Below are 26,250 nucleotides of genomic sequence, written 5' to 3'. Positions count from 1 at the left end.
ACTTTCTACTAAAGAATGTGCCTAGGATTCTTGTTCTCTTAGTAGTTTTACTAAGGCATAAGTTTCCACAAAAAGACTTACCAGATACGGAATAAAAAAAACGAAAAATCTAGCACGACCAACCGTACCGTCTTGAAGCAAAACAGGCTGAATAATTGCAAAAAAAACAGCAAATTTAAAAATACTGCCAAACAGAAATATAAATCCTAAATATTTACCATAGTTTTTTGCCAATAGAAGCATCGACAGATAGATAATAAAGGCCATCAACAAATTTCCCAAATAACAAATAATAAATACCTCTGGTTTAATAGGTAAATTCCAGGCATAAAAAATTGCCAAATGAAAAAAAATAGTGGTAAGAAGTGCTCCAGCGAGCACAATTAAGAAAATCAGCGTTTTTTTTATCAAGGGTTTAGCCTTTTTGTTTGCCTTACTACCAAATACATGGAAATCACAACTCCCAGCAGCGTAAAAATTATGGTATAGGTATTTGAATCTGTACTATATTGATGGTCTAACCACTGTCCTAATTTAGCACCCCCATAGATTATAATTCCCATTTGAAAGGCAATTCCAATAAGACCTAACCAATAATGAGCAGGATTTTTTTTCTTGTTCATAATCTATTTTAAAAAAGGTCCTGTTAGTACCGTTTGAACAAATCCAAACTAATAAAGAGAATACTTTGTTTGTAGTACTATTATTTAAATCTTACCCAATTTTAGCCGCTTCACTCCTGCTGGTTGGGCTACTTGATGTGTTACCAGCTTTTGAATTTTTATCGGAGGAAGAAGACAGCTGACTTTGTCCTGATGAAGAGGAGGATACATTTGAATGTGAATTGCTGCCTTTTCCTTTCATGCTACAGGAAGCGTTAAATGTTGCTCCTGGTTCTACTGCCAATTTAGAGACAGTAACCGTACCCTCAATAACAGCTGACGCCTTTAAAGCCAACAAATTAGAAACTTGTAGCTCTCCATTAAAATTACCCTCAATATCGGCATTAACGCATTCCACTTTTCCATGAATATAACCTTCTTTACCTATGACAACTTTACCAGAAGTTTTTACATTTCCGTCTAATTTACCATCAATTCTAAAATCGGCTTCAGAGATAATATCGCCCTTTATCCGAGTGTTTTTTTCAATTCTGTTGGGTTGACCTGCTGTTTCGTTCATAGTTCTAGGTTTTTTGTTGTCAGAAAACATTTCTATTTATGGTTTTGGGGTTACAACTTGATTAATATATTCTTGTAAGTTTTTATGTACTTGAATGATTTTATAGTTGGAGGATAAAATTACAAAATTCTCATTATCAACCTCGTAATCTTTGTTAATATTTAATAGCTCAACATAGCCAAGGGCATACTCTCTTGATATAAATCCATGAACAACAACAAATTCGGTTTCTAAATCGTATATGTCCTTAGATACTTTGTTCTTATAATTCAGCTCTGAAATGGATTTCTCAATTATTCTTTTTAGCGCAACTGCCTGATCGTCTTGCTGTCTTCTAAACGGATAAACAACTTTCCAATTTTCCGTGCCTTCAGAACCTACTTCTAGCGAGAATTCTTTAGGTTCAAGTTTCGGTAATTGTTCTTTTACTATTTCCTGTGCTTTCTTTCCCTCGGGATTATTTGGGTAATTCAAAGCCACATAATTTAGGGCCTCTTTAAAAGCTACATAGCCCTGTAACCTTCCAATGGCATTCGCTTTAAGCATTTCGAATTTAGGAACAATTGGGTCCCCTGTATATAAATTTATATTTTTTTCAGACTCAGTTATAACTTGCAAATACTGTTGTTGCTGATAGAGTTTATACAGTCTAGCATATTTAGCATCTGGGCTGTCCGTAGCACGGTTTAAAATGGCATTTGGATTCAAAAGTATTTCGGCGTAACGGGAATCTGGATGATTTGTTAATATGTTGTCTTTCATATCTGCTGCCAATGGACTGCCAGTTTCTTCGTAAATCTTATATAAATTGTACTTGGTGGGTAGAACTAGTCGTTCTTCTGGATCGTACTTTAGCACCCTCTCTAGTTTCTCAGCGGCTAGAAGATTCTCTTTAAATTTTTCTTTATAGATAAGTCCTAATTGGTAATTGGCAAAATTCCTTTCTTGTTTTAAGCTGTCAATCACCGTAATTTCTGTAGGTATTTGACTGAGGTAGTATTCAACCGAATACTTCTGGTCTTCTGTAATATTCTGCTCTAAGTCCTGGTCTTGGTTTTCGGTTACATCCCTGTTCCCTTCTAGTAATCTAGCGGTATTTCTATTACTCCATCGCCAGTCATCTTCTAAACTCCTTTCTCCCCAATTTCTCTTGAATTCACTTTTACCATAGCCGAGGCTTGTTATATTATAAAAATAGAACTTCCCCTTGTTTGCTTTGCCGCCTTGGGATTCGGCAAATTTCGCAAAACCAGCATTCGCCTGTTTTTCTTTTCTCTCTGCCTCTTCTTGTGCAGCTAGTTTTAGTTTTTCAATATACATCTCAAAATAGGCGTACTGCTCATCTTGGGGCAAGTAATATATTCCAAGTATACTATCTGTATGCTGAACGATGTCTTCATATTTAATAACATCCTCTAGATTGTCTAATTTTTTCTTTACAGCCCTGTATTTTTTTGTGTTCTGCGGTAAATTAGGAAGTACACTATCAAAATAATTTCCAGATAGCTTATATTCATTATTATCAAAATAATACTCCGCCAAGTACTCATAATTTAAAGCATTCAAAGGTTCCGAATTGGTGGTTGCGCGCAAGGACTTGTTATAATAAACAATAGCCATACTATCTCTGTTTAATTCTAAATAATAGTTGGCGATCTCGTGATATATCTTGTCCAAAAAAGGACGATTTTCCCTATTTTCTTCTAATTCTGTAAGATATTCTAAAAGCTCTAATTCATTGGCCTCCGTAATCTCGGTGTTTTGAATTATCTTTATATGGGCATTAATCATGTATACCCTAGGTGATTTCCTATTGAGCTCTATAATTTTATCAAAGGCGTAATTTGCACTGTCTTTATAACCTAATTCATTAAATAATTGGCCAATTATAAAGTAGTACCTTCCCTTTTCTTCATTTTTGGGTGTGTAGGCCGAAGCAACTTTCAATTCTTGAAGAGCCGAATCTGGAAAATTTAGGTTGATATATGCCTGAGCCATAATCGCATGGGCATCTGCATATTCCTGATCTTTTAGCAATTCGTATTTAAAAAGTCGTTTTAGATTTTTAATGGCGAGTTCCTCATTGCTCAATCGTATATGGGTTTTCTCTCTCCAAATAGTGGCTTCATTTAATTTATCGCTTTGCGAATACTTTTTTAAAATATAGTTAAATGCCTCCAGCGCCGGTATATATCTTTGATCAAAATACCTGGCTTTACCAAGAAGAAGAAAGGATTCATCTGTTTGTGGATTCCGTTCTTCATCCTGAATATCCATACTGTGCTTTTGAATTGCTTTGGTGGCTTTCTCTTCAGCGATTTCAAAATTTGGATTATTGTCTTCCGAGTCTAACTTAATTTCATCTTTGACTTCTAATCTTTCTATGGGCAAAAGCTCCCAATAATTATCCACATAAGATACATTCAGTTCCTCCCTGCCTATATCAAAGGCATTATTGCCATTATACAAGACGTTGTACTTTGTGTTTAGGGCATGCCAATTTCTATTGACAAAAGTGTCTTTTTTGGTAGAACAAGCATTGCTGAGTAATACTACAATTATACTCGCGACAAAATAGAATTTTCGAAGATTCAAAATTGATGGTAATCTTTAGTCTAGTAAACTAAAAAACAGAAAAAATATTATACTTGCGCCCTGATTAAAGAACTGGATGATTAAAAAACTAAAACCGAGTATCAAATAGTTTCCTAAAAAGGCAGCGATGTATAACTTCCTCACTAGAGATACAGTGTATTCAAAGAAGGGTTTAACCTCCAAAAAAAACTTCAAGTTCTTTTAAGGTTTCTTCTGAAGTTTTAATATCCCTGACCACTTCCCCTTTGTGCAAAACAACTATCCTTTCGCATACCTCTGTAACGTGAATTAAATCATGGCTAGAGACCAAAATACTCAGGTCTCTTTGTTCGGCTAGTTCCCTTATTAATGTTTTAAGTCTTATTTGAGTGGTAGGATCAAGGTTTGCAAATGGCTCGTCCAATATTACTACATCCGGGTAGCCAATTAAGGAAGCTACAATACCAACCTTCTTTTGATTACCCTTAGATAAATCCCTAAGGTACTTCTGTTTTCCCAGGATTTCTTCGTGAAAAAAAGCATGGAAATCATTCAAAAAAAGGTCTATATCCGATTTCGATTGACCCCTTAAATCTCCAATAAAATAGAAATATTCTTCAGGGGTCAAATACCCAATTAAAAAGGATTCGTCAATAAAAGCAGAGGTAAAAGGCTTCCATTCTTCGCTTGTGTCTACCTGTATTCCATTATTAATAATTCTGCCCGTAGAAGGCCGAATTAAGTCTAATAGCAAACTAAAAAACGTTGTCTTTCCGGCCCCATTATTTCCTACTAGACCAAAACTCTGTCCTTTCGGGATATCCAAGGATTGGATATTTAGTACCGTATCTTTTCCATACGTCTTCGTTAAATTTTGTGTTTCAATCATATTTTTTTGCTAATTGGCTTTTTGCTTATATGCGTTTAGGGTCTTGTATTTTTCTTTCTTATAAATATTCTCAATTTTTCTAAATGCAATATCCTTAAAAGCAAGTCCAATAAAACCTGAAACTGCAACAAAAATATAACCAGCTATGGGGTTTATTAAATAATGCCCTAAGGCATAAATTAGTAAAGGAAGTACCAATTTAGGTATGGTAAGCAAAAGTGTTTTTGCATTAAAGGCTTGTTTGTCTCCAAAAGCATTCTTATTGGATGTTAAGTCGATTGGTGTTTTGATATATGCCCCACCCCAAAGAACCAAATAGGAATTAACACCAACATTATATGCCGCACCCACTAAAATAGCCAAATAAGCTTCCCATCCAAAGTAGAGGTAAAATGTGCTTACAATGGTGCTTACAATGGTTGCCAATACGATTAAATACCATTTGGAATTCAGATACTCCTTATATCGGATATTCTGACTCATCATAAGTGGGTAATAAGAACTATCCCAGCTAGGCACAAACTGTCCAAAACTAAACAAGAACCCTCCAGAAATAAAAATTCCCGCAAATATTTTCCAGATGGGGCCGTCATAGACCTCAATACTTCCCGTGAAAAACAGAAGTCCATAAAATAAAAAAAGAAAGCTCATTACCACAGTGGTTCTGGATCGTTTATTTCTTTTTATCAGCTTTATGTCGTTCTTCAAAAACGTTCCCAGATTTCCAAAGCGATTTAACCACGAATAGTCTTCAATTTTTGCCTTAGAATGTTTTATAGAAAGGCCCGCGTCCAAATAAAGATTATTCTTAAAGTATCTAAAGGAAATAAAAGCTAAGCCAATTAAAAGAAAAACAGGAATAATAATAGTCCAAGGCGTATTGTAAAAAGCTCTAAATAAGGGGGCAATATAAGTGCTCAAATCTAACCATTGATAATATTGCGAAATACCCACAAATGCAAAAAGAACAATAATAGGATAAAAAACAATATCCTTATTGTTCATCAATACATTAAGGAAGTTATTACAAAAAAACAAGGCCATAATGGCCAAGTGCCATGAAACTACTCCTAAAATGTTATAACCTTCATAGACAAGAACTATAGAAAAAGGAATGAAAAAAAAGGCATGCACCCAATTAAAAAATGACAATAAGGTCTTTCCTAGTGAATAAAATACCACTTGGTTTTTTTTAAATGGCAGATAGAGTAACGGCTTGATATTTAAAACAGGCATTTTCTGCATCATATACCTGATGTAGAGATCTACAGCCAGATAAAATATGAGATACGTATTTACGAGAATGAAAGGGTCTCCTAAACCCTGTTTCTCTATAAAATAATAGGTCCCTAACCCCATTGCTAAAAATACCACCAAAAAATACAGAGCACCAAAAACCATTAGAATTTTAATGGCCAAATTTGTCTTAAAGGCAGCAGACCTGTAAAAGGCTTTCCATTGAAGACTAAAAAATTGTTTTAGCATCTACTTTTGTTAGGTGTATAAATGAGTTGATCAAATATATAAATTGTTACAATGGGTAGGTTTTTTTTCTTTTGTAGTTTATAATTAAAAGCATTGTGTAATTTTGCCAAAATTTTAAAGACTATTATATGTTTTATTCTTTGGCCGTGAAAGAAGTTAGCAAGTTAACTCCAAATTCTGTGGCTATTACATTTTCTATCCCTGAAGAACTTTTGGGAGAATTTCGCTTTTCAGCCGGACAATATATTACCATAAAGCATGTAATTAATAGTGTAGAAGTTAGGCGGGCTTATTCAATTTCTTCCAGTCCAGAGGAAAAAGATATCACTATCGGAGTTAAAAAAGTAGAAAATGGTACTTTTTCCGTTTACGCCAATACCGAGATTAAAGTTGGAGACATCCTGGAAATCATGGCGCCTGAGGGGCGGTTTGTATATAATCCTACAAACGAGCAGGATAATGTCTGCGCTTTTGCTGCCGGGAGTGGAATTACACCAATAATGAGTATCGCAAAAACAGTGCTCAGGAACAACCCGAAAAATACCTTTCTTTTGGTTTACGGAAATAAAAATCAAGAAGAGACGATGTTCTATGAGGAAATCATTGGCATGTTGAATGAATTCAAGGAGCGTTTCTCTGTCCAATTCATCACCAGCAGGGCCAAAGAAGACAATTGTTTGTTTGGCAGAATAGATACTTCGAATGTTAATTATGTAATAAAGAATAGATTTTCCTCTCAAGACTACAAGGCTTTTTATCTATGTGGCCCTGAAGGGATGATAAACTTAGTATCGGATGTACTAAAGTCAACGGGAATAGAAGAAGGTAGAATTTTTCATGAACTTTTTACGAGCCCTGAAGAAGAAAGCGCGTTAACGGAAGAACTAGAGGGTACCACTTCAATAATAGTACAAGTAGACGACGAAACGCATGCGTTTAAAATGGATCAAAATACAACCATATTAGACGCGGTACTAGAAGAAGGAATAGACGCTCCATACTCGTGCCAGGGTGGTGTCTGTAGTACATGCATAGCGAAAATTACAGAAGGGGAGGCAAAAATGGAAAAGAACCAAATTTTAACAGATGGTGAAATTAAAGAAGGTCTTGTTCTTACATGCCAAGCACATCCCATCACACCAGTCATCAAGGTAGACTATGACGACGTTTAGAATTTTCCAAAAAAAGGCGCTAATCGACGCAGAATTTACTCTTTTAGAGTATTGTTCTAACTAATTTGCATTTTTAAATTTAGCATTTTTTGAAACTGATTAGTTTGTAAAATGACGTAATTATCGCATTTTACTCATGTTTTCTGCTACTCATCCTGTTAAATAGCATTAAACCCCAATTTAGGAGTACTTATTCATTTCCATTAGTTTTAAATAAAGACTAGGTAGTTTGTTCTAAGATTTTTTGGCTGTTCTTGCTAAAATTGCACATTAGAACTAAATAGGACGTGGTATAAAAATTAAGGTCTCTCACTCCTAGTTAATTCCTTGTAAAGACATCCGACTAAACATGTATTTTATCGATTTGACAACAAAATCACAATACTTCTATACTATTTAAAGAAAGGAATAGTTATTAAATAACAGACCCCTTGGTCTGTGCAATAATTTAAAATAAGTTTATGGAAAAGAAGTTAAAACGCATGGCGACTATGCACAAGCTGCAAGTAAAAGGCTTGGAACTATTTTATCAAAATGGATACTATAACACGAGTGTTGACGATATTTTGAAATCGCTGTCTCTATCAAAAGGAGCCTTTTACTATCATTTTCAATCCAAAGAAGACTTCTTTATTAGCATTATTCAATCTCTAATTGTTAGAAAAGTATACAGCACCTTAATTGAACCTATTGAGGGTAAGGAAAATCCTTTCTTAGTAATTGACAAGTGCTTTGAAAACTCTCTGGAAACTGCGGAACACAATGAAATGGATTACGGTTTCATTTTAGGGAATTTTTTAACCGAGTTTAACCGGAGAAATGAAACCATATCTAAATATCTTACCGATATATATAAGGTATGGGAAGTAAACTTAGTTACCATTCTGCAGAAGGGTAAATCGGATGGTTTCGTTGACCGACATGTAGACAGCGAAGGGGTCGCTACCTATCTAATCTCTTCCTATATGGGTGTTCGAACACTAATGGTACAAGGAAATTGTAAAAATTTAAAATATAATTATTTGCAACAGCTTCGTAGATATTTTAATTCCTTAAGACTTAAAGAAACTGTCTAATCCCCATTACATATCTCATCAATCCTTGAAACTACGCGCATTGGATTGATAGTAAACATTACTTTTTCGTATCCCTCTGGCATTTTATTGCCATATACAGAGGTTGGTATAAGAGGAAAGTCTGCTCTATCCGCCAGAATGCTATTTGCTTCAGGTTGGCCAAAGGGTGCAAAACCTGCATAGGGATGGGTTATTCCCCAAAGTGTAATTGTAGGCACTCCGAACATAGCAGAAAGATGGCCATTACCGCTATCCATTGCCACCATAGCCTTTAAGTTTGAAATGATTGCTAACTCTTCTTCAAAACTTACCTCATTGACCAGGCTTGTACAATTTATATATTCATTCTCCCATTTTTTCGTGATAGTTTTCTCTTTTTCCCCGCCACCAAACAAAAGAATCTGATACTCACCTGTATTGTTTAAATAAGCTATTACTTCTTCCATTAGACTTGTAGGGTACATTTTTCCAGTAAATGCAGCAAAGGGAGCAATTCCAAGGGTATTTTTCTTTTTGGAAAACAAGTATTGGAGTTTATCCGGAATTCCCATTTTTGGAGTTAACCAACTATCATTCAGGGTTATTGGGTAACCAAGCCTAGCAAATACTTCTCTGTATCGATTAAAAGTTGTAGTAAGTGGTTCGAAGATTTTATCCTTGTGAGATGTCAGGGCCTTTTTCCCCTTTCGCCCTTTGTCTATAATTTCAATATCAGTGCCTGCAAACCTAAACAGCAAACCTATTATTCTACTTCTCAGGACATTGTGTAAGTCTGCAACTCTGCTTACGCCGAGTTTGTTTAGTTCTAAAAACAACCGTCCTAAGCCTAATAAACCTCTATGCTTGCCCTTTACTTCGGCTGGAAAAACAGAGACATTATTAAGGTGTCCAAACAAAGGTTTAAAATGTAATTTAGTAAGAAGTATTATTTTTAATTCCGGATACTGATTGGCTATTAGATTAAAAACTGGTATAGTCATAGCCACGTCTCCCATTGCTGAAAGTCTTATAGCCAAGACTTGGGAAGGACTATTTTTCTCCACGCAAAATAGGATTTAACTCCTCGTCATTGTACATCTTCATTTGTCTATAGGTCTTCATATAAACTTTACCTACTTCTATATTAGATAAAAGGTGGTCGATTGCAAGAGACAAGTCCTTTTGTTGTTCGTTTAATACACCCAATTTCTCAGAGCATTTAGCAATATGCTCTGAACTGGCGTTCTCTCTGAGCGTTTCTTCCTTCATATGATAAATCTTTAGCGCTAAGATTGAAAGGCGATCTACAGCCCAAGCAGGGCTTTCTGTATTTATCCATGCCTCAGCCTGAATAGTAACCTCCTTATATTTATTGAAAAAGTAGCTATCTATATATTCAACCAAATCAGTTCTATCCTGATTGCTAGAATCTATTTGTCTTTTTAAACTTAAGGCAGCGACAGGGTCTATATCCGGATCTCTTATAATGTCTTCATAGTGCCATTGCACAGTGTCTATCCAGTTTTTTCTGTATAGTAAATGTGCAATTTCATTTTTGGGATATGGGTTGTTTATTTCTTGTTCAACGGTATCCTTGATGTGGTAGTCGCGAATACTTTCCTCAAATATTTTATTGGCAAAATCACTAAACATCGTCTCTTTTTTTGCAAATATACCGTTTATTTAAGAACCAATTCTATACCCAAGATTAGAAAGGGTAATACCACTGAAGCTATTAAAAAAAGTTCCTTAATATTTGTCTTTTTGGTTAGTTCTACATACTTAGTGAGGAAAATAGAGGTCGAAAAAAATGTTACTAATACAGGAAAATAGGATTCGGATGATTTAAATACTGTGAGTCCAAGACCCAGAACTAATGCAATAGCAATGAGTCTCATAGTAATTATCTTACCCATTCCAAGCTTACTCATTCTTATAAACGTAATAGATGTTATCCCTAGAGCAAATAAAGCATAGATGGCTAACTTAGTATAACCTCCAATATATTCAGCAAATGAATCCAACCTGAATTGATAATGTTCTTTTAGAAGGTAATCCTTCTCCAATAAGACTAAGATGGCGTAAGAAATTAAAAAGACTACAAATAATGCTACAAATGGTACTAACCAATTCTTAAAAACTTTGGGTTCATAAAAGTATATAGACACATATACAAGTACAATAAATAATAATGCCCAATCATACCAAAAACTAGCTATCAAAATCCAAAAAGTTGCATCAAACACTTTCAGTTTTACACTTTTTAAAGACTTCATACTAATAATTCTTCTAAATGCCAGTAGTAGGAAGAAAGAACAAAAGATAGCATTTGAATCTGTTAATACTTCCGGAAAAACTACAATTAAAAGTGCGTAGAAAAGAATTGTAAATGAATTGGTCCCGGTTATCTGATTTCTTTTTGCAATAAAATCAACAATAAAAATACCGAAACACAACAAGCTTGACACTAATAGCTGAAAAAGGAATTCCCCAAAATCATAGGCCCCGGAAAACGTCAATAAATTAATCCCCCAATAGAAGCAGAATACAAAACCAAGAATAATTACGAAATTAACAGGCTTTGTTTTTCCAAATATGCTTGAAATCATCTAAGGTTTTTATATTTTTGCATTGTAAATATAACGTAAGATGAGAGCATTTTTTGAAGGGATAGAGAATTTATTCGTAAACGGTCTTTTTTGGCCTTATGATTTTTTTAGGTTCATGGAAAATTGGTGGGCTTCAAATATAATTAATTGGATATTCGTCATCATAGGAAGTATCGCCATGATTTATTGGCTAATGGAATTAAAGAAATTTAATGATAGTGGAGAAGAAGATAAAAGTATTACTTCGCACTCTTACTTATAAATCAAATCCTATATCTTTTCTGTAGTTCATTTTGTCAAAATGAATGGAGCTAATATTATCATAGCTCATTTTTAAGGCCTCTTTATGGTCTTTCCCAAAAGAAGTAAGGGCAAGTACCCTTCCACCATTAGTTTGAATTTCTTGTGCCGATTTTTTTGTGCCAGCGTGAAATACAACCGAATCATTTATTTCTTTTAGCCCTGTAATAGTTTTATTTTTTTCATAGGCCTCCGGATAACCTCCAGAGACGAGCATAACCGTAGCTGCACTTCGAGCATCAATTAAGACTTCGGTATTTTCTAATTCTCCTTCTGATATGGCCAGAAGTAAATCAATCAAGTCCGATTTCACCCTTGGGATTACAACTTCAGTTTCAGGATCACCCATTCTAACGTTGTATTCAATAACATAAGGCTCATCTCCAACCTTTATTAACCCAATAAACAGAAAGCCTTTATAGGTTAACTCATCCCTTTTTATACCATTTACAGAGGGTTCAACTATTTTACTTTGAACTTTTGCGTAAAATTCTTCGTCTACAAATGGCACAGGGGAAACAGCTCCCATGCCGCCTGTATTTAAACCACTATCTCCTTCGCCAATTCGTTTGTAGTCCTTTGCCAAAGGAAGTATCTTATAACTGTTCCCATCTAGAAGTACAAAGCAGCTAAATTCTATCCCATCCAAAAACTCTTCTATTACTACTGTATTACTTGCTTTGCCAAATTTTGATTCCAGAAGCATGTCGCTAAGTTCCTGAATCGCTTCGTTTAGGTCATTTAGTATTACAACCCCCTTTCCCGCGGCCAAGCCGTCCGCCTTTAATACATATGGGGGATTCGCATTCTTCAAATAAGCGACGCCATCCTCAAAAGTTTCGGAATTAAAACTTTTATAAGCTGCCGTAGGTATACTGTGTCTGATGAGAAATTCTTTTGCAAATTCTTTGCTACCTTCCAATTCAGCAGCTGCCTTGGAAGGTCCAATTAAGTGTATTCCGGCAAGTAGTGGATCATTTTCGAAATAATCATATATCCCATTAACTAAAGGATCTTCAGGCCCTACTACAACAAGTTTAATTTCTTCTTTTAAAACTAAATCCTTTATTGCCTTAAAGTCATTTACATTTAGAGATACATTTGTCGCAATCTCAGAAGTGCCGGCATTTCCAGGAGCAACAAATATTTTACCGGATTTCTCACTTTGATTTAGCTTCCATGCCAAGGTATGTTCTCTCCCTCCAGAGCCAAGTACTAGTATGTTCATTTTAAAAATTTAGACAAAAATACATTTTGATAATAAAATACCCCTTTAAATCAATTTATATTTCTCCTTAAATTTTCTTGTCTGTCACCTATTATTTCTTTCGCTAAAATCTCTGTGCTCTGTCTTTTGGAGTTCCTCTGTGGAAAGAGTCTTAAAATAATCAAAGGTTCTTTTCATTCCTTCTTCACGACCAATGAGAGGTTCCCATCCTAATAATTCCTTGGCTTTAGAAATATCTGGCTGCCTCTGTAATGGATCATCTTGGGGAAGTGGCTTATAAATAATTTTTTGATCTGTACCAGTTAACTTAATTATTTCCTCAGCAAAGTCTTTTATTGTTATTTCATTAGGGTTCCCAATATTTACAGGATATGAGTAGTCACTTAAAAGTAGCCGATAAATTCCTTCAACCTCGTCATCTACATAGCAAAAAGACCTCGTTTGCAAACCATCACCGAAAACAGTTAAATCTTCCCCTCTTAAGGCCTGTCCCATAAATGCAGGAATAACTCTGCCATCATTTAGCCGCATTCTGGGGCCATAGGTATTGAAAATTCGAACAATCCGTGTTTCCAAACCATGAAACCTATGATATGCCATGGTCATAGATTCTTGAAAGCGCTTTGCTTCATCATACACCCCGCGAGGACCAATGGTATTTACATTTCCATAATAATCTTCGGTTTGAGGGTGCACCAAAGGGTCGCCGTATATTTCCGAAGTGGAAGCTATTAGTATTCTTGCTCCTTTTTCTTTTGCAAGTCCTAGTAAATTATGTGTGCCCAAAGCACCTACTTTTAAAGTCTGTATTGGAATCTTTAAATAATCAATCGGACTTGCAGGGGACGCAAAATGTAAGATATAGTCTAACTCACCGGGAATATGAATGAACTTTGTTACATCATGATTATAAAATTCAAACTGTTCAAGTTTAAACAAATGTTCAATGTTCTTAAGATCCCCGGTTATGAGATTATCCATCGCTATCACACCATAACCCTCTTTAATGAAACGATCACAAAGGTGTGAGCCCAAAAATCCCGCGGCTCCTGTTATTAGTACTTTTTTCATGGCTTTTGTATCGTGTAATTCACGGAAATTTCTCTCCGTTTATTTGTTTGGTTAAAAGTCAAATGTATTATTAAGAACTCTCTCTGCAAATAATATCGGCTTAAAGTCAAATTAATAGGCTTAGTTAATCAATAAAACATAGTTTTCTCTCTTCTAGAACTAAAAACATATGGAAAACAAGTATTGATAAGCGGTTTAAATTCAATAGTTGGAAAATTACTTCTATTTTTTCCCTATAAAAACTAATACGCCTTTTCTTCACCAGAAAAAGCATTTACAACTGTTTGAACAATAATTTTTATATCTAGAAAAAAAGACCAGTTTTCGATATAAAAAATATCAAACTTAATCCTATTTTGAATATCACTATCTCTTTCGATTTCTCCTCTGTAGCCTTTTACTTGTGCTAAGCCCGTAATTCCGGGCTTCACGAAATGTCTTACCATATATTTATTTACTTTACTGGCGTACTCATCTGTATGAGTAATCATATGGGGTCTTGGCCCTACAACCGACATGTTGCCAAAAAGCACATTATAAAACTGTGGTAATTCGTCTATACTGGTAGACCTCATGAACTTACCTATTTTGGTAATTCTCATATCGTTCTTTTCTGCTTGAATTACATCAGATGAAGCATTTACTCCCATGGATCTGAATTTAAAACAATGAAATTCATTGTTATCGAATCCTGTTCTTTTTTGGATAAAAAATATTGGCCCGGGAGATTCTAATATAATTAGAAGGGCAAATATGGGAGTGATCCAGATTAGTAACCCAAAAATAACAATTAGGGAAAAAGCGATGTCAAAACTCCTTTTAATTACGGAATTAATGGTATTGTGAAGTGGAATATCTCTTAATGATAGTATCGGCAAATAATCGTAATACTCGAACTTTAATTTTTTAGAATAGATGTTTTTGTTGTCGGGAAGAAACTTTAGCGTTTTAAGATTGTTGTCTGCAAAATTTATAAATTGATTTAATTCACTATTGTTTAATTCTGAAACAGAGCAGTAAATTTCATCTATATTATTTTGCACTATAAACCTAAAACAATCCATAATATTAAAGCTATGATCATTTGGGCTAAATTGCCTGACAAAATGATAACCATACTGTGTTCTTTCATTAAAAACGTTCACTAACTGCGCCGTTTTTTTATTGTTCCCAATTACCACTACATTCCGAATATTTCCCTTAATTTTTTGTCTGTATTTTAATAATAAGAAATAGCTGATAAACTTTACAACGGAAATAGCCAGAAAGACAAAGAGCACATATTTCGCTAAGGCCAATCTACTCATATTAGGTTGCTTAAAAAAGCCTATAAAAGCATATAGAATTAAAAAGAAAAAGAAAAACTGACGGAATAATAAAATCAATAATTGAGTGACTTTGGTATATCTGTATATTACATAGAATTTAGTCATTACAGCTATTATTAGCCATGCAAGGGAAATATAACTGTGAAAAAGAACAGGATATTCAAATTGAATTGGAAGGTAATATGCCAAAAGATTAATTATCAATAAATCTACACCGTAAGAAAATGGTGTAATTAAGCCAGAAAATCTACCCTCTTTAAAAAACATACTTATATTTCTTCTAACCTTTAGGGATGGTTCAAAAAATAATCGCCAAAAGCAAAACAGTTCAAATCCAAATGATTAAGTACCGCACAAAAATACAACTTAATCTTTTGTGAGTTTTGATGAATTAAGCGTTAAGCATTGAGTCTAACGTCTCCTTCAAAGGATATATGCCCAAGCTCTTTCGGTTCAGAATTTTTTTAAGATTCCTCGTATCACTTTTGAGTTCTAGAATTTCATTCGCCCTAACAAATTTTGGGTTTACTTCAACGCGTATACTATGGTCTGTTAGGTCTTCCATGGTCTGCAGTATTTGTTTTATACTATAGGTCTTTCCTGAGCCTACATTTACCACCTCTGAAACACTCCCGGCCTTTAATAGGTCTACATACAATTTACAAACAAATCGGACGTCATTATACTCTCTATATGTTCCTGTATTGCCCAATTCAATAACCTCTTTATTAGTTTTAAAGTGGGCAATGATTTTGGGGATTAAAAAATGTTCTTCTTGTCCAGGGCCCGTATAGTTAAAAGGTCGTGTAATTATGATATTTAGCTTTTCGAAGTAGTTGGATACCATGTTCTCCATGGCCAATTTACTGTTTCCATAATGATTTACAGGCCTCGGCATCATTTGTTCACTTAATTCATTTCCTATATTGCCATAAACCGCGGCACTGCTAGCCACCAAAACTTTCTTAATAGGAAATCCGGCAGAGGCTAAAACATCTAGAACATTTAGAGTCCCAAGGATGTTAGTTTCATACATCATTGGAATGTTTTCAGAAGCAACAAAGGATATTGCAGCCAAATGAATTACATAAACAGGCTTTGTTTTATCAAAAACAACCTCAAGCTGTTCTTTTTCTAAAATATTACATTGAAAATGATTTGGATTTTCTGGCTTTTTAAACGTACTTCCATATACCTGAAAGCCCTGTTTAAGAAGTTCTGCTTCCAAGTGATTTCCAGTAAATCCATCTATACCCGTTATAAAAACTATTCCTTTAGAAGGTGCTTCCATTTTGGTTTCTTTGAATATCCTTTAATACCATCATTTCACATAGTTCTTTTAAGGAAGTTTTGGGCTTCCATTCTAAGATTTCGTTAGCTTTTGATGCATCTCCAATCAGCAAATCAACTTCTGCCGGTCGATAATATTTTGGATTTACCTTTACTAAGGTCTTCCCTGTCTTTTGATCCAGAGCTATTTCCTCTTCATTTTTACCCCTCCATTCAAGGTCTATCTGAACCGCTTTAAAAGCCATGGTAACAAAATCCCTTACAGTTTGTGTTTTATTTGTTGCAAGGACAAAAGTATCCGGTTGCTCTATTTGTAACATTCTATACATCCCGTCTACATACTCCTTTGCAAAACCCCAATCTCTCTTCGCATCCATATTCCCGAGCTCTATAAATTCTTGCTTCCCTAAATAAATTTTTGCGACGCTATCCGAAATCTTGCGCGTAACAAACTCCTTCCCGCGCAGAGGAGATTCATGGTTAAATAGGATTCCACTAGTTCCAAAAATACCATAAGACTCTCTGTAATTTAAGGTAGCCCAGTGGGCAAATACTTTTGCTACTCCATATGGGCTACGGGGATGAAATGGAGTCTCTTCATTTTGAGGAATGGCGTGTACCTTTCCAAACATTTCAGAAGTAGACGCCTGATAGAATTTAATGTTCTTATTGATAGATCTAATGGCCTCCAGTAAATTCATGGCGCCAATACCGGTTATTTGAGCAGTTGCAATTGGTTGAGTAAAAGAAACTCCGACAAAACTTTGAGCCGCCAAATTATAGATTTCATCGGGCTCTACCTCAGAAATTATTCTAAAAGCACTTGATAAGTCCACCAAATCATATTCATACAATTGTAGGTTTGGGTGGTTTTCAATCCCAAGTTCTTCTATTCTCCAAAAATTAGTAGAGCTAGTCCTTCGATAAGTACCAATTACTTTATATCCCTTTTCCAATAAGAGCTCGGCTAAGTATGCTGCGTCTTGCCCGGTAATCCCCGTTATAATTGCTTTTTTCATTTCGTGTGTTTTTCTACTATTTCTTGAAACGTGGTTTCAATGTTTTCTACAAATAATTCTCTGCTAAAGTTTAATGCAAAATTTCTCACTTTCACTGGATTAAAGTGTTGTGTATTTTTCTCGAAGTAGTCTACTGCGTCTATCAAAGAATTCACTTCCTGTTCCTTAAAATATATTCCAGTAGTATTCTCCGTTAATTCTTCGTTTACAAAAGAGCCGTTTACTGTTTCTAAAGAACCTCCTTTTCCGTAGGCAATCACAGGTGTTCCACATGCCTGAGCTTCGATTGGAATGATTCCAAAATCCTCTTCAGCGGCAAAAACAAAGGCCTTGGCCCTCTGCATATGATCTTTCAGGACTTCAAACTTCTGATAACCCATAATTTGCACATTCTCCTTTGCTTCTTTTTTTATTTTGTCAAATTCGGGTCCATCCCCAATTACAACTAACTTTTTATTCGGCATTTGGGCGAAAGCTTCTACAATAAGCCCAATTTTTTTATAGGGAACAAGTCTTGATGCAGTAAGGTAAAAATCTTCTTTTTCTTCCCTAAGCTTAAATTCATTTACTGCGACCGGTGGATAAATTACTTTGTAAGATTTCCTTCTATAAGTCCTCCAAACACGTTTTTCTATATACTTAGAAATGGGAATAAACTCATCTACATTATTAGCGGTAGATCTATCCCACCTTCTTATATAATGAAGAACCTGTTTAACAATAAAACCTTTTAATCCACTCTTCAGATTTGCCTCATCTAAATACTGATGGTATAAATCCCACGCATAGCGAATAGGAGAGTAAATGTAACAGATATGTATTTGGTTTGCATTTGTTATCACTCCTTTTGCCACTGCGTGAGAAGATGAAATAATCAAATCATATTCCGAGAGATCAAACTGCTCAACCGCATAAGGAAAAAGAGGCAGATAATTTTTCCATTTTGTTTTGGCCTTTGGTAGCTTCTGAATAAAGGAATTGGTAACCCTGGAAGGGTCGATGTTAAGTTTAACTAAACTATCATTGGTAGATACCAAAACAAATATATCCGCTTCAGGATATATTTGGGCAAACTCTTTGAAGCAGCTTTCCGAACCTGCAATAACCGTTAACCATTCGTGTACAATTGCAACCTTCATTTATTCAAAGTCTTCAGGTGAAACATTCTTCCAGTGCCTAAGTGCATTTTTAAAATCATATTTAAACTTAAACTGATTTTCTATTAAATACTGCGGTTTAATATTGGTTGGGAAAGCGGCTTTCTTTACCCTAACCGGATGAATATCAGATTTTTTTCCAATTAACCAAAATCCCTTCTGAATAAAAAAAGATAGAAATACTAAGAAACGTACATTCAGATTAACCGTGGGTTTTTTAAATTCCAATTCGGTCTTAGCAATCTCAACCATTTCCTTTAAGGATACCAACGGATTCTCGGCATAATTATAAACTATTAATCTTTTATTTTGATTAATGGTAAAAAGCATGCTTTCTACTAGTCCATAAATATAACCATACCCCTTAATAAAATTACCCCCATTAGGTAGTACAAAGGTGCCTTTTTTTAAAGCCATTAACATCCGATAAACATTTCCGGGGTCTTTTGGCCCAAAAATAACACTTGGACGTACAATTATTAGTCGTCTTTTCGCATCTTCCGCTAACCAAGTTTCATGTATTTTTTCTGCAAGAGCTTTTGAAATACCATAGGCAGTCTCAGGGAATAAGGCTGAACTTTCTGACTGTTGTTCCATTGACTTCCCATAAGGCGCTATACTACTCGTAAAAAATATATTCCTAATTCCCCAGTGAACAGCTGCCTTATTGATGTTTTCGGCTCCGGGGATGTTTGTCTTAAAATACTCCTTAAACTGATGCCCCGGTTCTCTGTGAATGGCAGCAAAGTTAAAAATCCATGAACCCTCTACTGCAAAATCATCAAGAGTCGGGGGAATGAAATCTCTAACATCTAATTCCTGATAACTAACAAGGCCATTATCAATTTCATTTTCAAATCCTTTTATGGGTTGAATGTCAAAAACATAGTATTTGTGAAAAACTTGTTCTTTTATTAAAAAAGACAGAAGATTGGTGCCAATATATCCGCACCCTCCAAAAATAATGGCAATTTTATTCATGTTTGGCCTAGTTCCTTTTGTGCAAATCTATAATAATGATTGATAATTTTAACAAAGTAGCTCAAAAAGAAATTTAGAATTGCAAGCAATACGTAATTATTAACGGCCGATTATTTTTTAAAGGATCTATTAATTATAGAGTCTCCTTAGCTAATACGTTTTTCTGGTAATCCAAAAGCATAAAAACAGCAGAAAATAAAGAGAAAATTATTACGCCCTTAAATCGATATAATGAGGCTTCCGTAAAAAGACATAGAACATAGAAAATTGTAAAGCTACATATTATGTGTTTTTTGAATACATCTCTTTTATTTACTTGAAAGAACGGAAATAAAATAAGAAATAATAAGGCCGTAATTCCCAAAAGACCCATATCTAAGTAATGCCTTAGGTACTGGTTATGAAGATCGAAGGAATGATAATTCACCCTTTGATCACCATTTGCTATAATATATTTCTTAAGAACTTCTCTCCCCTGACCTAAACCTTCGCCTAAAATATAGTAGTTTTCTTGTATTTTCTCTATAGCAACCGGCCATAAATACATTCTTTCATCTGAAGAAATTGATACTATTTTAGCTTTAAAAAGGGGTGAGTTGACCATAAAAACAAAGGCCATTAGACCTATTCCAAAAACAGCTATTTTGCCTTTTGCAGAAATCTTTTCCCTTCTTAAATACAAGGCCAAAGCAGCAATATGAATCAATAAATTAATCCCTATAGCGGTTCTAGATGACAAGTACAATAAGGTCCCATTAAAAACTAAAAGGCCTATAACGATTAGACTTCTTTTCCTTATAATATGGAATTCTCTGTTGTTTAATAAAACTATATTAGAAATAATAAGCAGATAACTCCAATAAGTAGGATGTGTTCCGATCAAATGAGGGAATTTGTACTGCAGATAGGTGTTGGCCTGCTGTACGTCATTCATTACGGAAACCCAGTCTGAATAATTTTCATAAAACCATAGAAGGTAAGAGAACGAGACAACAGATATCAATAACATTCCTGCAAGAAAGGATAAAAGAAATATCCTCATCCTTGAAAAATTAGTATTGGAACAAAAGACTATAATAGGTATTATTAGCATAGGTGACTGCCGTTCTAGTACTTTCAAACCTAATTTAATATCCGGTGAAAGTAAAGCGTATAGTATAAAAACAGAAACACTAACTAAATAGGGCGTCAAAAAATACTTGAATTTCTTATAATTTTTCCCCTTGTTCTTTTCTAATAAGAATAATAAAACCAACACTAGAATTATCCCGGTAGCGCTGTTCTCGTTAATAAAAACAGCGGCAAGAGGTAGTAAACCAAGAAAAACTGGTAATAGTGCTCCTATAATTCTTTGTTTCATCCAGCGTTAGCTTTAGTTGAGTTAATCGAAAGTAAATTACTCCTAAAAAATGCAGCGAGGAAAAAAGCATAAATCCATCCGGTTTGGGCAGCATATATAAATGGGTTTACCAAAATTTCAAAATGAAGAAATATAAATACTCCAAACAAAGCCAGGTCTTCTTTTCCCCGCCTTTTCAGAAACCTAAAGAACAAATAGCCTATTAACATTAAATACATTATTAAAATTAATAGCCCATTTCGATAGAATATATCCACTAATATATTGTGGGAAGATTCATAAGGAGAACCATTCACTTTAAAATTAATACTGCCCATTCCGTGTCCAAAAACCATTTCATAGAGAGAAGAGTCTTTAATATGGTTAACATAAATATCCCTAATAATTATTTCACGGCCAGATGAAGCCTGCTCTAAAGACAACTCTCCTGTAAAATATCCCAAAAACCTCTTTTGAATTTGATCAAGAATTTCCTGCCCCTGATCAAAAGTCAGAAGAAAGACCATCCCGAGCAATGTCAATACAAAAGATATATTTAAAAGGCCAATGAGTGTTTTTCTATTTACGTCATAAAGAGCGGTAATAAATAAAGTAAAAATAACTCCAAGGAGTGCCCCTCTAGACATAGTTAAGAGAATTATGAATAGAAAATAAAGACATGAAATAAGCTTCAGATATTTTCGGGTAATACTAAAAAAACTAATGATTAGAGCTGTCCCTGCCAACAAAGCAAAGTTATTTACACCTCCCGCATAAAGTGCCTCAATACGTTCACCTCTAACTGAACTGAAGGAAAATACCCTCGAAGAATCATCAATAAAAACTCTTAAAGTAAAAATAAATACGACAATCAAAAACACTTGGTAAAGTTCTTGAAATGTTATGCGACCCATAATATAATAGGATAGAATAAATACGAGAACCAGCTGAAGGTGAATAATAGTGAAAACCAGTTGGTCTTTAAACAAATTACCCCCATCAAGGACAAAGTTAATAGTAGTGGTAAGAATGAAAAAGCCCACCAAAAAAATTGCAATTAAACTACTCGTTCTATTAAACAGTCGAACCGGAAGCATTAAGGACATCAGAATAAAAAGAATAAAAATGGTCATTGTAGACAAATAAACATTTCCTATTCCCCCCAAAACAATAAAGTTAAGTGGTATAGTTCCTAATAAAAGAACCAAACTAGCTTTTGGGACAGATAGTGTCTTCAAATTGTACTTTTACATCAAAGTTTTCGTAGAGTTCAGGGTCTACGTTAATCCAATTAGAGTAGATCCCATATGTCTTTATTTCAAATATTTTTGCATCGATTAAGCTAGTAGAGAAGAAGCTATAAGCAGATTTGCTCCTAGAAAACCCCTCCAGCATAGTCTCCACTTCTTCAGTGTTTTTAGGCATGTTCATATTTTTCAAACGATTCCCACATGAAGGATGTTCTTTTATTAATACCTTATTGAAATTAGCTGAAAGATAGTCTATTGTACCCTGAATTAGCGATTCTTCTTCTTTTTCGGTACATAATCCTGCCCTATACAGACCTTGGAGTAATAACAGTACGGTACCTTCATCTTGTCTAGAGGTGCTATTTAAGAACATCTCATACAATTCTGCCTTTATAAATCGGATATCTGCAATAACTGCCTCAGACCTCCACCCCTTTTTTCGAAGTAGAAAATCTCGCTCACGGTCAGAATATACGTAGTATTTGTCTAGTTTTATTCCTCCAAACCCCTCACCAAATATAAATACTCCAGTAAAAAAATAGGCTGCTCTATTTACTGTTTTGCGCAGTGCCTCCCTAATATAAGAATGCCTCAAAGGAAAAATACCGTGTTGTAAAGCTATAAATGATATGTTGGGAAACGCTTTTTTCAATGGATACAATAAATTCATGCTTACATATCCCTCCGCATTAGAAAGGTAAACCACATTAAAATTATTATCGCGAATGAACTTAGACATTACCAACAACCGTTGTTTTAGGTCCTCTTTTGATTTTATGCGTTTAATGATATTATCAATTAACCTAGGGCTAAGGTTATTGTCCAAATTTACTGTGAATACCTTAAAGCCATGTATCCTCGCTAATTCCTTATAGCGTGTATTCATGGCGGCTTCAAATACGATTAAACCGCAATTCTCTTCCATACTCTTAAGGCGCTTATTGATTTTAAAATTAAAACAGCTACATAGGTGATTAAGAAACTGTAAGCCGCACCATAAATCCCAAATTTGGGAATCAAAATAAGGTTAAAGCTAAGGTTTATGGCTAATGCAATTCCCATAATTACAGTTATTGATTTCTCTTTATGGCTAACATATAAAAACAAATGAGGGATTAATGAGATATTATTGAGAACAAACCCAATTAATAAAATACCTAACATATCCAAATGGTCTAAAAAGACTTCCTTGTCTATTAGTTTGATAATAAATGGCGCTATCATATATATCCCTATAGCAAGTAAAATACTTGAGACAATAGTAAGTAAAGAAAATTTGCGTAACTCTTTTAGAAAAATAACTTTATCTGAAGAATAACTACCAATTAACTGAGGTAGATATATTATATAAAATCCACTGACAACAAAGACATTTATTACGGAAGCGATGGCAAATATAAAGGAGTATATACCTGTGTTTTCTAAACCTTCATATCTTCCAATAAGAAATTTATCAGAAAACTCAATTCCTTTTAAGAATAAAACCAGAACAACAAATGGCCATATTAAGGACCATTTAACTTTGAAGTCTCGCCAATTTAGAATTCGTATTTTGTTTAAAGAAATACTATAAAGATTATTTGAAAAACTATGGTAGGCGAATAATAATAATAGCAAATACGAGCCAACCATAATTAACAATAGTTGATCGAAATTCAAGCCCTTAAAAATTAAAACATAAAGAATAATCAGAACAAGAAAAACTAAACTCTTATAGACTAGTTGAATATTACCCTTTCGATATTCTTTGTTTATCATTAAATACCTGTATACTTCTTGAGAAAGATAGTCACAAAGACCTATTATGGTGATGCAAACTACATTGGTTATAGTGATAAGTTCCTTAGGGAATATAGCCAAAAACACTCCTATCTGAATTAACAGCACAATGGGAAAAGCCCTGAAGTAAAAGGCAAGATGTTCCTGATAAACATCTTTTTTTGATGGATTTTCCGCTATTTCTCTATTACTAATATTATAATACTCCAAGCCAAAAATAGTAGTGGAAATCAATATGAAATAGCTAACCAATTGAAAACTTCCGTAGTCCGCAAGAGATAACACCTTGGCCGTATATCCAAGAAGTAAAAACTTGGAACCTATAGAAATTCCGCGAGTTAAAAGACTTTCTACGCTGTGTTTCAAGATAAATTCTTTATGGTTTTGGCAGGGTTTCCAGCTACAACTACATTGGCAGGAATACTTTTGGTAACAATGCTACCTGCTCCTACAATAGAATTTTCGCCAATAACTACCCCGGGTAATAAAACACTGTTGGCTCCAATCCAACAGCCTTTTTTTAAAATAGTATCCTGAGGGTCAAAATGCCCTTGTTCGATAATTGGAACACCCTTTTTACCATAGGCGTGATTAGAAACGTAAATATGTACTCCAGATCCTATTAAAACATCATTTTCTATAGTAATCTTTCCTTTATCAGGGAAACGATTGTCCGCAAAGAGCATAGTCCCTGGTCTTATAACAACCCTATTGCCGATACTTATTTTCGAGCAGTTAACAATAAATGAATATGGTCTTATTTCTGCATTCTCACCAAAGGATAAAAACTTTTTTTTGCAAATAGTTGTCATCTCTTTCTTAAAAAACAGACGCCAATGGGTAAAAGGACAGTCAGGACCTAACCTATCGGATTTGATATCAAATTTTATCTTCTTTATGAGCCCGATCATAATTTAAAATATTAAAAAGTATCTCTTTGGTACTCAAAAATAGACATAGATTCCCGGTTCTCTGAAAGTACTTTTCCTATTTTTTTGCCCATTATTAGATCTTCAATCTGCCAATTTATACTGTTATCTCCATTATAACCGTATTGCCCGGCATTTAATTTATAAATAATATATGAAGGAAGTTCTTGATCCGATATAAAATAAGTTTCTCCTTTATAGCTTAACTCTGTTACTTTATTATGAAAATCTAAAGCGAAATGTTTTATTTGCCCGGGGAGTAAGGTAGTATCCTTGGGATAAATATGAATAAAAAATTTACTGTTTTTCTGTTGGTCTGAAAGCAAGCCATCTCTCATGAAAATTATTTTGTTCTTGGAATTAATCTCGGCAATATAGATCTTATATACACTATCCCTATAAACCGGTAATTGATTTAAAAGCTTTACATAGGGAGAGTTGGTTTCTTTTTGCAACTGAATTTCCCTAGCTTGCCCCTGAACATCGGCATTCCGTTTATTTAATTGCAGAATAATTATAGCTACTATTGGTATTAACCAATAGAATGATTTGGCCTTTAAATTTCTGATACCATCTTTTTTCAAACTCAAATTTTTGCCTAGTTTTATAAAAGGAGCTTCGATTAGAATATAAATATAGTAACTTACTATAAGTGTTAAAGTTAGGCTTATAACTACTAACATCATTGGACTGTCTTCCTTTTCTATAAATTTTACCAAATACCAATAAATAATAGGATGAATCAAGTATATGGAATAAGAAATATATCCAAATTTCAATAGAATCCTTCCAAAAAATCCCTTAAAGGAATAGTTTATTAAAAGGAACGCCAGTGGTAATATAAATGACACCCCGGCATAAAGGAATCTTTTCCAACTAATAATTAAATCAATTAAATCTCCCTTGCCAGGGCCAAAAAAAAGTAATCCAAGTCCCAGGACAAGCAGAAGGAATCCTAGCAGACTATTCTTTCTGCCTATAGCATATTTTCCCATTAAAATTCCTCCTGAAAATAAAAATAATTGATTAAAAGGATTAATATATAATTTCCATGCCTCTCCAATTGTATTCTTCGCGGACAATGGACCAAAAGCAAAGTAAGTAGCAACCAAGACGGAACTTATAAAAAACAATTCCTGTAAGAATTTAAGTCTCTTGGAAAGTAACAATACCACTGGAAAAAAAGCATAAAATACCAGTTCGTTTCCTATAGACCACGCTCCTGTTGGTATATATTGATCCACCGCAATAAAACCAAATAAACCGGACAAATTAAGCAATACTTTAGTAGTTGTATACGTATTCGTTAAAAGAAGTATATTTAGAAAAACACATATCCACAATAGAGGAAATATTCTGTAAATTCTTTTTTTAAAGTAGTAGAATAAATTAGTGAGGCTGAGCTTGTTTTCGTATACCAAATAGAGTGTTAAACCACTCAAAACATAGAAGATGGAAACCCCGTAAAGTCCTATTTTGCCTAAGAGTGTGTCACTTCCATAGATGCCAAATGTCCATACAAAATAATGATAGAACATAATCGCTATTGCCATTAAACCCCGCAGGTAATCCAATGAATCAATTCTCATATGCTATAAATAATATGTTCTCCC

25 protein-coding genes are annotated in these 26,250 nt (G+C 34.3%); 3 read left to right on the top strand and 22 right to left on the bottom strand.

The features are described 5' to 3' along the window. Window positions 1-21 precede the first annotated feature (21 nt). From PXG98_RS03840 to PXG98_RS03815, 6 genes are all read right to left on the bottom strand, one after another. Complete coding sequence (locus PXG98_RS03840) at window positions 22-411, bottom strand: hypothetical protein (protein WP_276389088.1); 390 nt, start codon at window positions 409-411, stop codon at window positions 22-24. Beyond that, window positions 408-623: an AtpZ/AtpI family protein gene (locus tag PXG98_RS03835; RefSeq protein WP_276389087.1), complete on the bottom strand. Its 216-nt coding sequence runs from the start codon at window positions 621-623 to the stop codon at window positions 408-410. Before PXG98_RS03835 ends, PXG98_RS03840 begins: the two co-directional genes overlap by 4 nt. 91 nt (window positions 624-714) lie before the next feature. Then, a complete protein-coding gene (locus PXG98_RS03830) occupies window positions 715-1,212 on the bottom strand; it encodes a bactofilin family protein (RefSeq protein ID WP_276389086.1) in 498 nt (165 codons plus the stop codon). Window positions 1,213-1,218: 6 nt separating this feature from the next. Next, complete coding sequence (porW, locus tag PXG98_RS03825) at window positions 1,219-3,777, bottom strand: type IX secretion system periplasmic lipoprotein PorW/SprE (protein WP_276389085.1); 2,559 nt, start codon at window positions 3,775-3,777, stop codon at window positions 1,219-1,221. Between the two features lie 172 nt (window positions 3,778-3,949). Then, window positions 3,950-4,645 carry an ABC transporter ATP-binding protein gene (locus tag PXG98_RS03820; protein ID WP_276389084.1) on the bottom strand — a complete coding sequence of 232 codons (696 nt, stop codon included), beginning with the start codon at window positions 4,643-4,645 and terminating at the stop codon, window positions 3,950-3,952. Window positions 4,646-4,654: 9 nt separating this feature from the next. Beyond that, window positions 4,655-6,130 (bottom strand): DUF5687 family protein, encoded by a 1,476-nt coding sequence (locus PXG98_RS03815; RefSeq protein WP_276389083.1) that lies wholly within the window; start codon window positions 6,128-6,130, stop codon window positions 4,655-4,657. 128 nt (window positions 6,131-6,258) lie between these two features. Here PXG98_RS03815 and PXG98_RS03810 point away from each other — a divergent pair, with 128 nt between their 5' ends. After that, the gene (locus PXG98_RS03810; protein ID WP_276389082.1) at window positions 6,259-7,302 is read left to right on the top strand and encodes a ferredoxin--NADP reductase; all 1,044 of its coding nucleotides are present in this window, start codon (window positions 6,259-6,261) and stop codon (window positions 7,300-7,302) included. A gap of 461 nt (window positions 7,303-7,763) precedes the next feature. Further along, window positions 7,764-8,378 carry a TetR/AcrR family transcriptional regulator gene (locus PXG98_RS03805; RefSeq protein WP_276389081.1) on the top strand — a complete coding sequence of 205 codons (615 nt, stop codon included), beginning with the start codon at window positions 7,764-7,766 and terminating at the stop codon, window positions 8,376-8,378. Here PXG98_RS03805 and PXG98_RS03800 read toward each other — a convergent pair. Genes PXG98_RS03800 through PXG98_RS03790 form a run of 3 tightly spaced genes read right to left on the bottom strand, consistent with a single transcriptional unit; the run spans window position 8,375 to window position 10,966 of the window. Further along, the gene (locus tag PXG98_RS03800; protein WP_276389080.1) at window positions 8,375-9,421 is read right to left on the bottom strand and encodes a glycosyltransferase family 9 protein; all 1,047 of its coding nucleotides are present in this window, start codon (window positions 9,419-9,421) and stop codon (window positions 8,375-8,377) included. The genes PXG98_RS03805 and PXG98_RS03800 overlap by 4 nt on opposite strands. Continuing rightward, window positions 9,408-10,010, bottom strand: coding sequence for a DUF4254 domain-containing protein (locus PXG98_RS03795; RefSeq protein ID WP_276389079.1), 603 nt, complete (start codon window positions 10,008-10,010; stop codon window positions 9,408-9,410). The genes PXG98_RS03800 and PXG98_RS03795 overlap by 14 nt, the downstream gene beginning before the upstream one ends. Window positions 10,011-10,036: 26 nt before the next feature. After that, window positions 10,037-10,966, bottom strand: coding sequence for a hypothetical protein (locus PXG98_RS03790; RefSeq protein ID WP_276389078.1), 930 nt, complete (start codon window positions 10,964-10,966; stop codon window positions 10,037-10,039). Between the two features lie 40 nt (window positions 10,967-11,006). Here PXG98_RS03790 and PXG98_RS03785 point away from each other — a divergent pair, with 40 nt between their 5' ends. Beyond that, complete coding sequence (locus PXG98_RS03785) at window positions 11,007-11,228, top strand: DUF6341 family protein (protein WP_276389077.1); 222 nt, start codon at window positions 11,007-11,009, stop codon at window positions 11,226-11,228. Here PXG98_RS03785 and purD read toward each other — a convergent pair. From purD to PXG98_RS03720, 13 genes are all read right to left on the bottom strand, one after another. Then, a complete protein-coding gene (purD, locus tag PXG98_RS03780; RefSeq protein ID WP_276389076.1) occupies window positions 11,223-12,494 on the bottom strand; it encodes a phosphoribosylamine--glycine ligase in 1,272 nt (423 codons plus the stop codon). The two genes, PXG98_RS03785 and purD, sit on opposite strands and share 6 nt — an antisense overlap. Before the next feature lie 84 nt (window positions 12,495-12,578). Next, window positions 12,579-13,565 carry a UDP-glucuronic acid decarboxylase family protein gene (locus tag PXG98_RS03775; RefSeq protein ID WP_276389075.1) on the bottom strand — a complete coding sequence of 329 codons (987 nt, stop codon included), beginning with the start codon at window positions 13,563-13,565 and terminating at the stop codon, window positions 12,579-12,581. Window positions 13,566-13,807: 242 nt separating this feature from the next. Next, window positions 13,808-15,160, bottom strand: a complete 1,353-nt coding sequence (locus PXG98_RS03770) for an exopolysaccharide biosynthesis polyprenyl glycosylphosphotransferase (protein WP_276389074.1) — start codon at window positions 15,158-15,160, stop codon at window positions 13,808-13,810. A gap of 124 nt (window positions 15,161-15,284) precedes the next feature. Further along, window positions 15,285-16,184, bottom strand: a complete 900-nt coding sequence (locus tag PXG98_RS03765; protein ID WP_276389073.1) for a GDP-mannose 4,6-dehydratase — start codon at window positions 16,182-16,184, stop codon at window positions 15,285-15,287. Beyond that, a complete protein-coding gene (gene gmd / locus PXG98_RS03760) occupies window positions 16,168-17,202 on the bottom strand; it encodes a GDP-mannose 4,6-dehydratase (protein WP_276389072.1) in 1,035 nt (344 codons plus the stop codon). Before gmd ends, PXG98_RS03765 begins: the two co-directional genes overlap by 17 nt. Then, a complete protein-coding gene (locus PXG98_RS03755; protein WP_276389071.1) occupies window positions 17,199-18,341 on the bottom strand; it encodes a glycosyltransferase in 1,143 nt (380 codons plus the stop codon). Before PXG98_RS03755 ends, gmd begins: the two co-directional genes overlap by 4 nt. Continuing rightward, window positions 18,342-19,340: an NAD-dependent epimerase/dehydratase family protein gene (locus PXG98_RS03750; protein WP_276389070.1), complete on the bottom strand. Its 999-nt coding sequence runs from the start codon at window positions 19,338-19,340 to the stop codon at window positions 18,342-18,344. It lies immediately after the preceding gene. 133 nt (window positions 19,341-19,473) lie between these two features. Then, window positions 19,474-20,700 (bottom strand): O-antigen ligase family protein, encoded by a 1,227-nt coding sequence (locus tag PXG98_RS03745; RefSeq protein WP_276389069.1) that lies wholly within the window; start codon window positions 20,698-20,700, stop codon window positions 19,474-19,476. Next, window positions 20,697-21,917, bottom strand: coding sequence for an O-antigen ligase family protein (locus PXG98_RS03740; RefSeq protein ID WP_276389068.1), 1,221 nt, complete (start codon window positions 21,915-21,917; stop codon window positions 20,697-20,699). The genes PXG98_RS03745 and PXG98_RS03740 overlap by 4 nt, the downstream gene beginning before the upstream one ends. Next, the gene (locus PXG98_RS03735; protein WP_276389067.1) at window positions 21,889-22,854 is read right to left on the bottom strand and encodes a polysialyltransferase family glycosyltransferase; all 966 of its coding nucleotides are present in this window, start codon (window positions 22,852-22,854) and stop codon (window positions 21,889-21,891) included. Before PXG98_RS03735 ends, PXG98_RS03740 begins: the two co-directional genes overlap by 29 nt. Beyond that, window positions 22,833-24,074: an oligosaccharide flippase family protein gene (locus PXG98_RS03730; RefSeq protein ID WP_276389066.1), complete on the bottom strand. Its 1,242-nt coding sequence runs from the start codon at window positions 24,072-24,074 to the stop codon at window positions 22,833-22,835. Before PXG98_RS03730 ends, PXG98_RS03735 begins: the two co-directional genes overlap by 22 nt. After that, entirely contained in the window at window positions 24,071-24,619 is a 549-nt protein-coding gene (locus PXG98_RS03725; RefSeq protein WP_276389065.1) for an acyltransferase, read from the bottom strand. The genes PXG98_RS03730 and PXG98_RS03725 overlap by 4 nt, the downstream gene beginning before the upstream one ends. A gap of 11 nt (window positions 24,620-24,630) precedes the next feature. Next, window positions 24,631-26,226 carry an acyltransferase family protein gene (locus PXG98_RS03720; RefSeq protein WP_276389064.1) on the bottom strand — a complete coding sequence of 532 codons (1,596 nt, stop codon included), beginning with the start codon at window positions 26,224-26,226 and terminating at the stop codon, window positions 24,631-24,633. Between the last annotated feature and the right edge of the window lie 24 nt (window positions 26,227-26,250).

Source organism: Eudoraea chungangensis, assembly GCF_029360665.1.
Taxonomy (GTDB): Bacteria; Bacteroidota; Bacteroidia; order Flavobacteriales; family Flavobacteriaceae; genus Eudoraea; species Eudoraea chungangensis.
Note: the sequence above shows the minus strand (reverse complement) of the source record. Positions and strands in the feature narration are given on the sequence as shown.

What these genes read in the sequence shown, in the direction of transcription:
- PXG98_RS03725 (WP_276389065.1), bottom strand. Translation starts at nt 24,619, where the DNA reads ATGATCGGGCTCATAAAGAAGATAAAATTTGATATCAAATCCGATAGG.
- PXG98_RS03785 (WP_276389077.1), top strand. Translation starts at nt 11,007, where the DNA reads ATGAGAGCATTTTTTGAAGGGATAGAGAATTTATTCGTAAACGGTCTT.
- purD (WP_276389076.1), bottom strand. Translation starts at nt 12,494, where the DNA reads ATGAACATACTAGTACTTGGCTCTGGAGGGAGAGAACATACCTTGGCA.
- PXG98_RS03835 (WP_276389087.1), bottom strand. Translation starts at nt 623, where the DNA reads ATGAACAAGAAAAAAAATCCTGCTCATTATTGGTTAGGTCTTATTGGA.
- gmd (WP_276389072.1), bottom strand. Translation starts at nt 17,202, where the DNA reads ATGAAAAAAGCAATTATAACGGGGATTACCGGGCAAGACGCAGCATAC.
- PXG98_RS03770 (WP_276389074.1), bottom strand. Translation starts at nt 15,160, where the DNA reads ATGTTTTTTAAAGAGGGTAGATTTTCTGGCTTAATTACACCATTTTCT.
- PXG98_RS03735 (WP_276389067.1), bottom strand. Translation starts at nt 22,854, where the DNA reads ATGGAAGAGAATTGCGGTTTAATCGTATTTGAAGCCGCCATGAATACA.
- PXG98_RS03745 (WP_276389069.1), bottom strand. Translation starts at nt 20,700, where the DNA reads ATGAAACAAAGAATTATAGGAGCACTATTACCAGTTTTTCTTGGTTTA.
- PXG98_RS03795 (WP_276389079.1), bottom strand. Translation starts at nt 10,010, where the DNA reads ATGTTTAGTGATTTTGCCAATAAAATATTTGAGGAAAGTATTCGCGAC.
- PXG98_RS03805 (WP_276389081.1), top strand. Translation starts at nt 7,764, where the DNA reads ATGGAAAAGAAGTTAAAACGCATGGCGACTATGCACAAGCTGCAAGTA.
- PXG98_RS03775 (WP_276389075.1), bottom strand. Translation starts at nt 13,565, where the DNA reads ATGAAAAAAGTACTAATAACAGGAGCCGCGGGATTTTTGGGCTCACAC.
- PXG98_RS03750 (WP_276389070.1), bottom strand. Translation starts at nt 19,340, where the DNA reads ATGAATAAAATTGCCATTATTTTTGGAGGGTGCGGATATATTGGCACC.
- PXG98_RS03720 (WP_276389064.1), bottom strand. Translation starts at nt 26,226, where the DNA reads ATGAGAATTGATTCATTGGATTACCTGCGGGGTTTAATGGCAATAGCG.
- PXG98_RS03815 (WP_276389083.1), bottom strand. Translation starts at nt 6,130, where the DNA reads ATGCTAAAACAATTTTTTAGTCTTCAATGGAAAGCCTTTTACAGGTCT.
- PXG98_RS03755 (WP_276389071.1), bottom strand. Translation starts at nt 18,341, where the DNA reads ATGAAGGTTGCAATTGTACACGAATGGTTAACGGTTATTGCAGGTTCG.
- PXG98_RS03790 (WP_276389078.1), bottom strand. Translation starts at nt 10,966, where the DNA reads ATGATTTCAAGCATATTTGGAAAAACAAAGCCTGTTAATTTCGTAATT.
- PXG98_RS03820 (WP_276389084.1), bottom strand. Translation starts at nt 4,645, where the DNA reads ATGATTGAAACACAAAATTTAACGAAGACGTATGGAAAAGATACGGTA.
- PXG98_RS03765 (WP_276389073.1), bottom strand. Translation starts at nt 16,184, where the DNA reads ATGGAAGCACCTTCTAAAGGAATAGTTTTTATAACGGGTATAGATGGA.
- PXG98_RS03830 (WP_276389086.1), bottom strand. Translation starts at nt 1,212, where the DNA reads ATGTTTTCTGACAACAAAAAACCTAGAACTATGAACGAAACAGCAGGT.
- PXG98_RS03810 (WP_276389082.1), top strand. Translation starts at nt 6,259, where the DNA reads ATGTTTTATTCTTTGGCCGTGAAAGAAGTTAGCAAGTTAACTCCAAAT.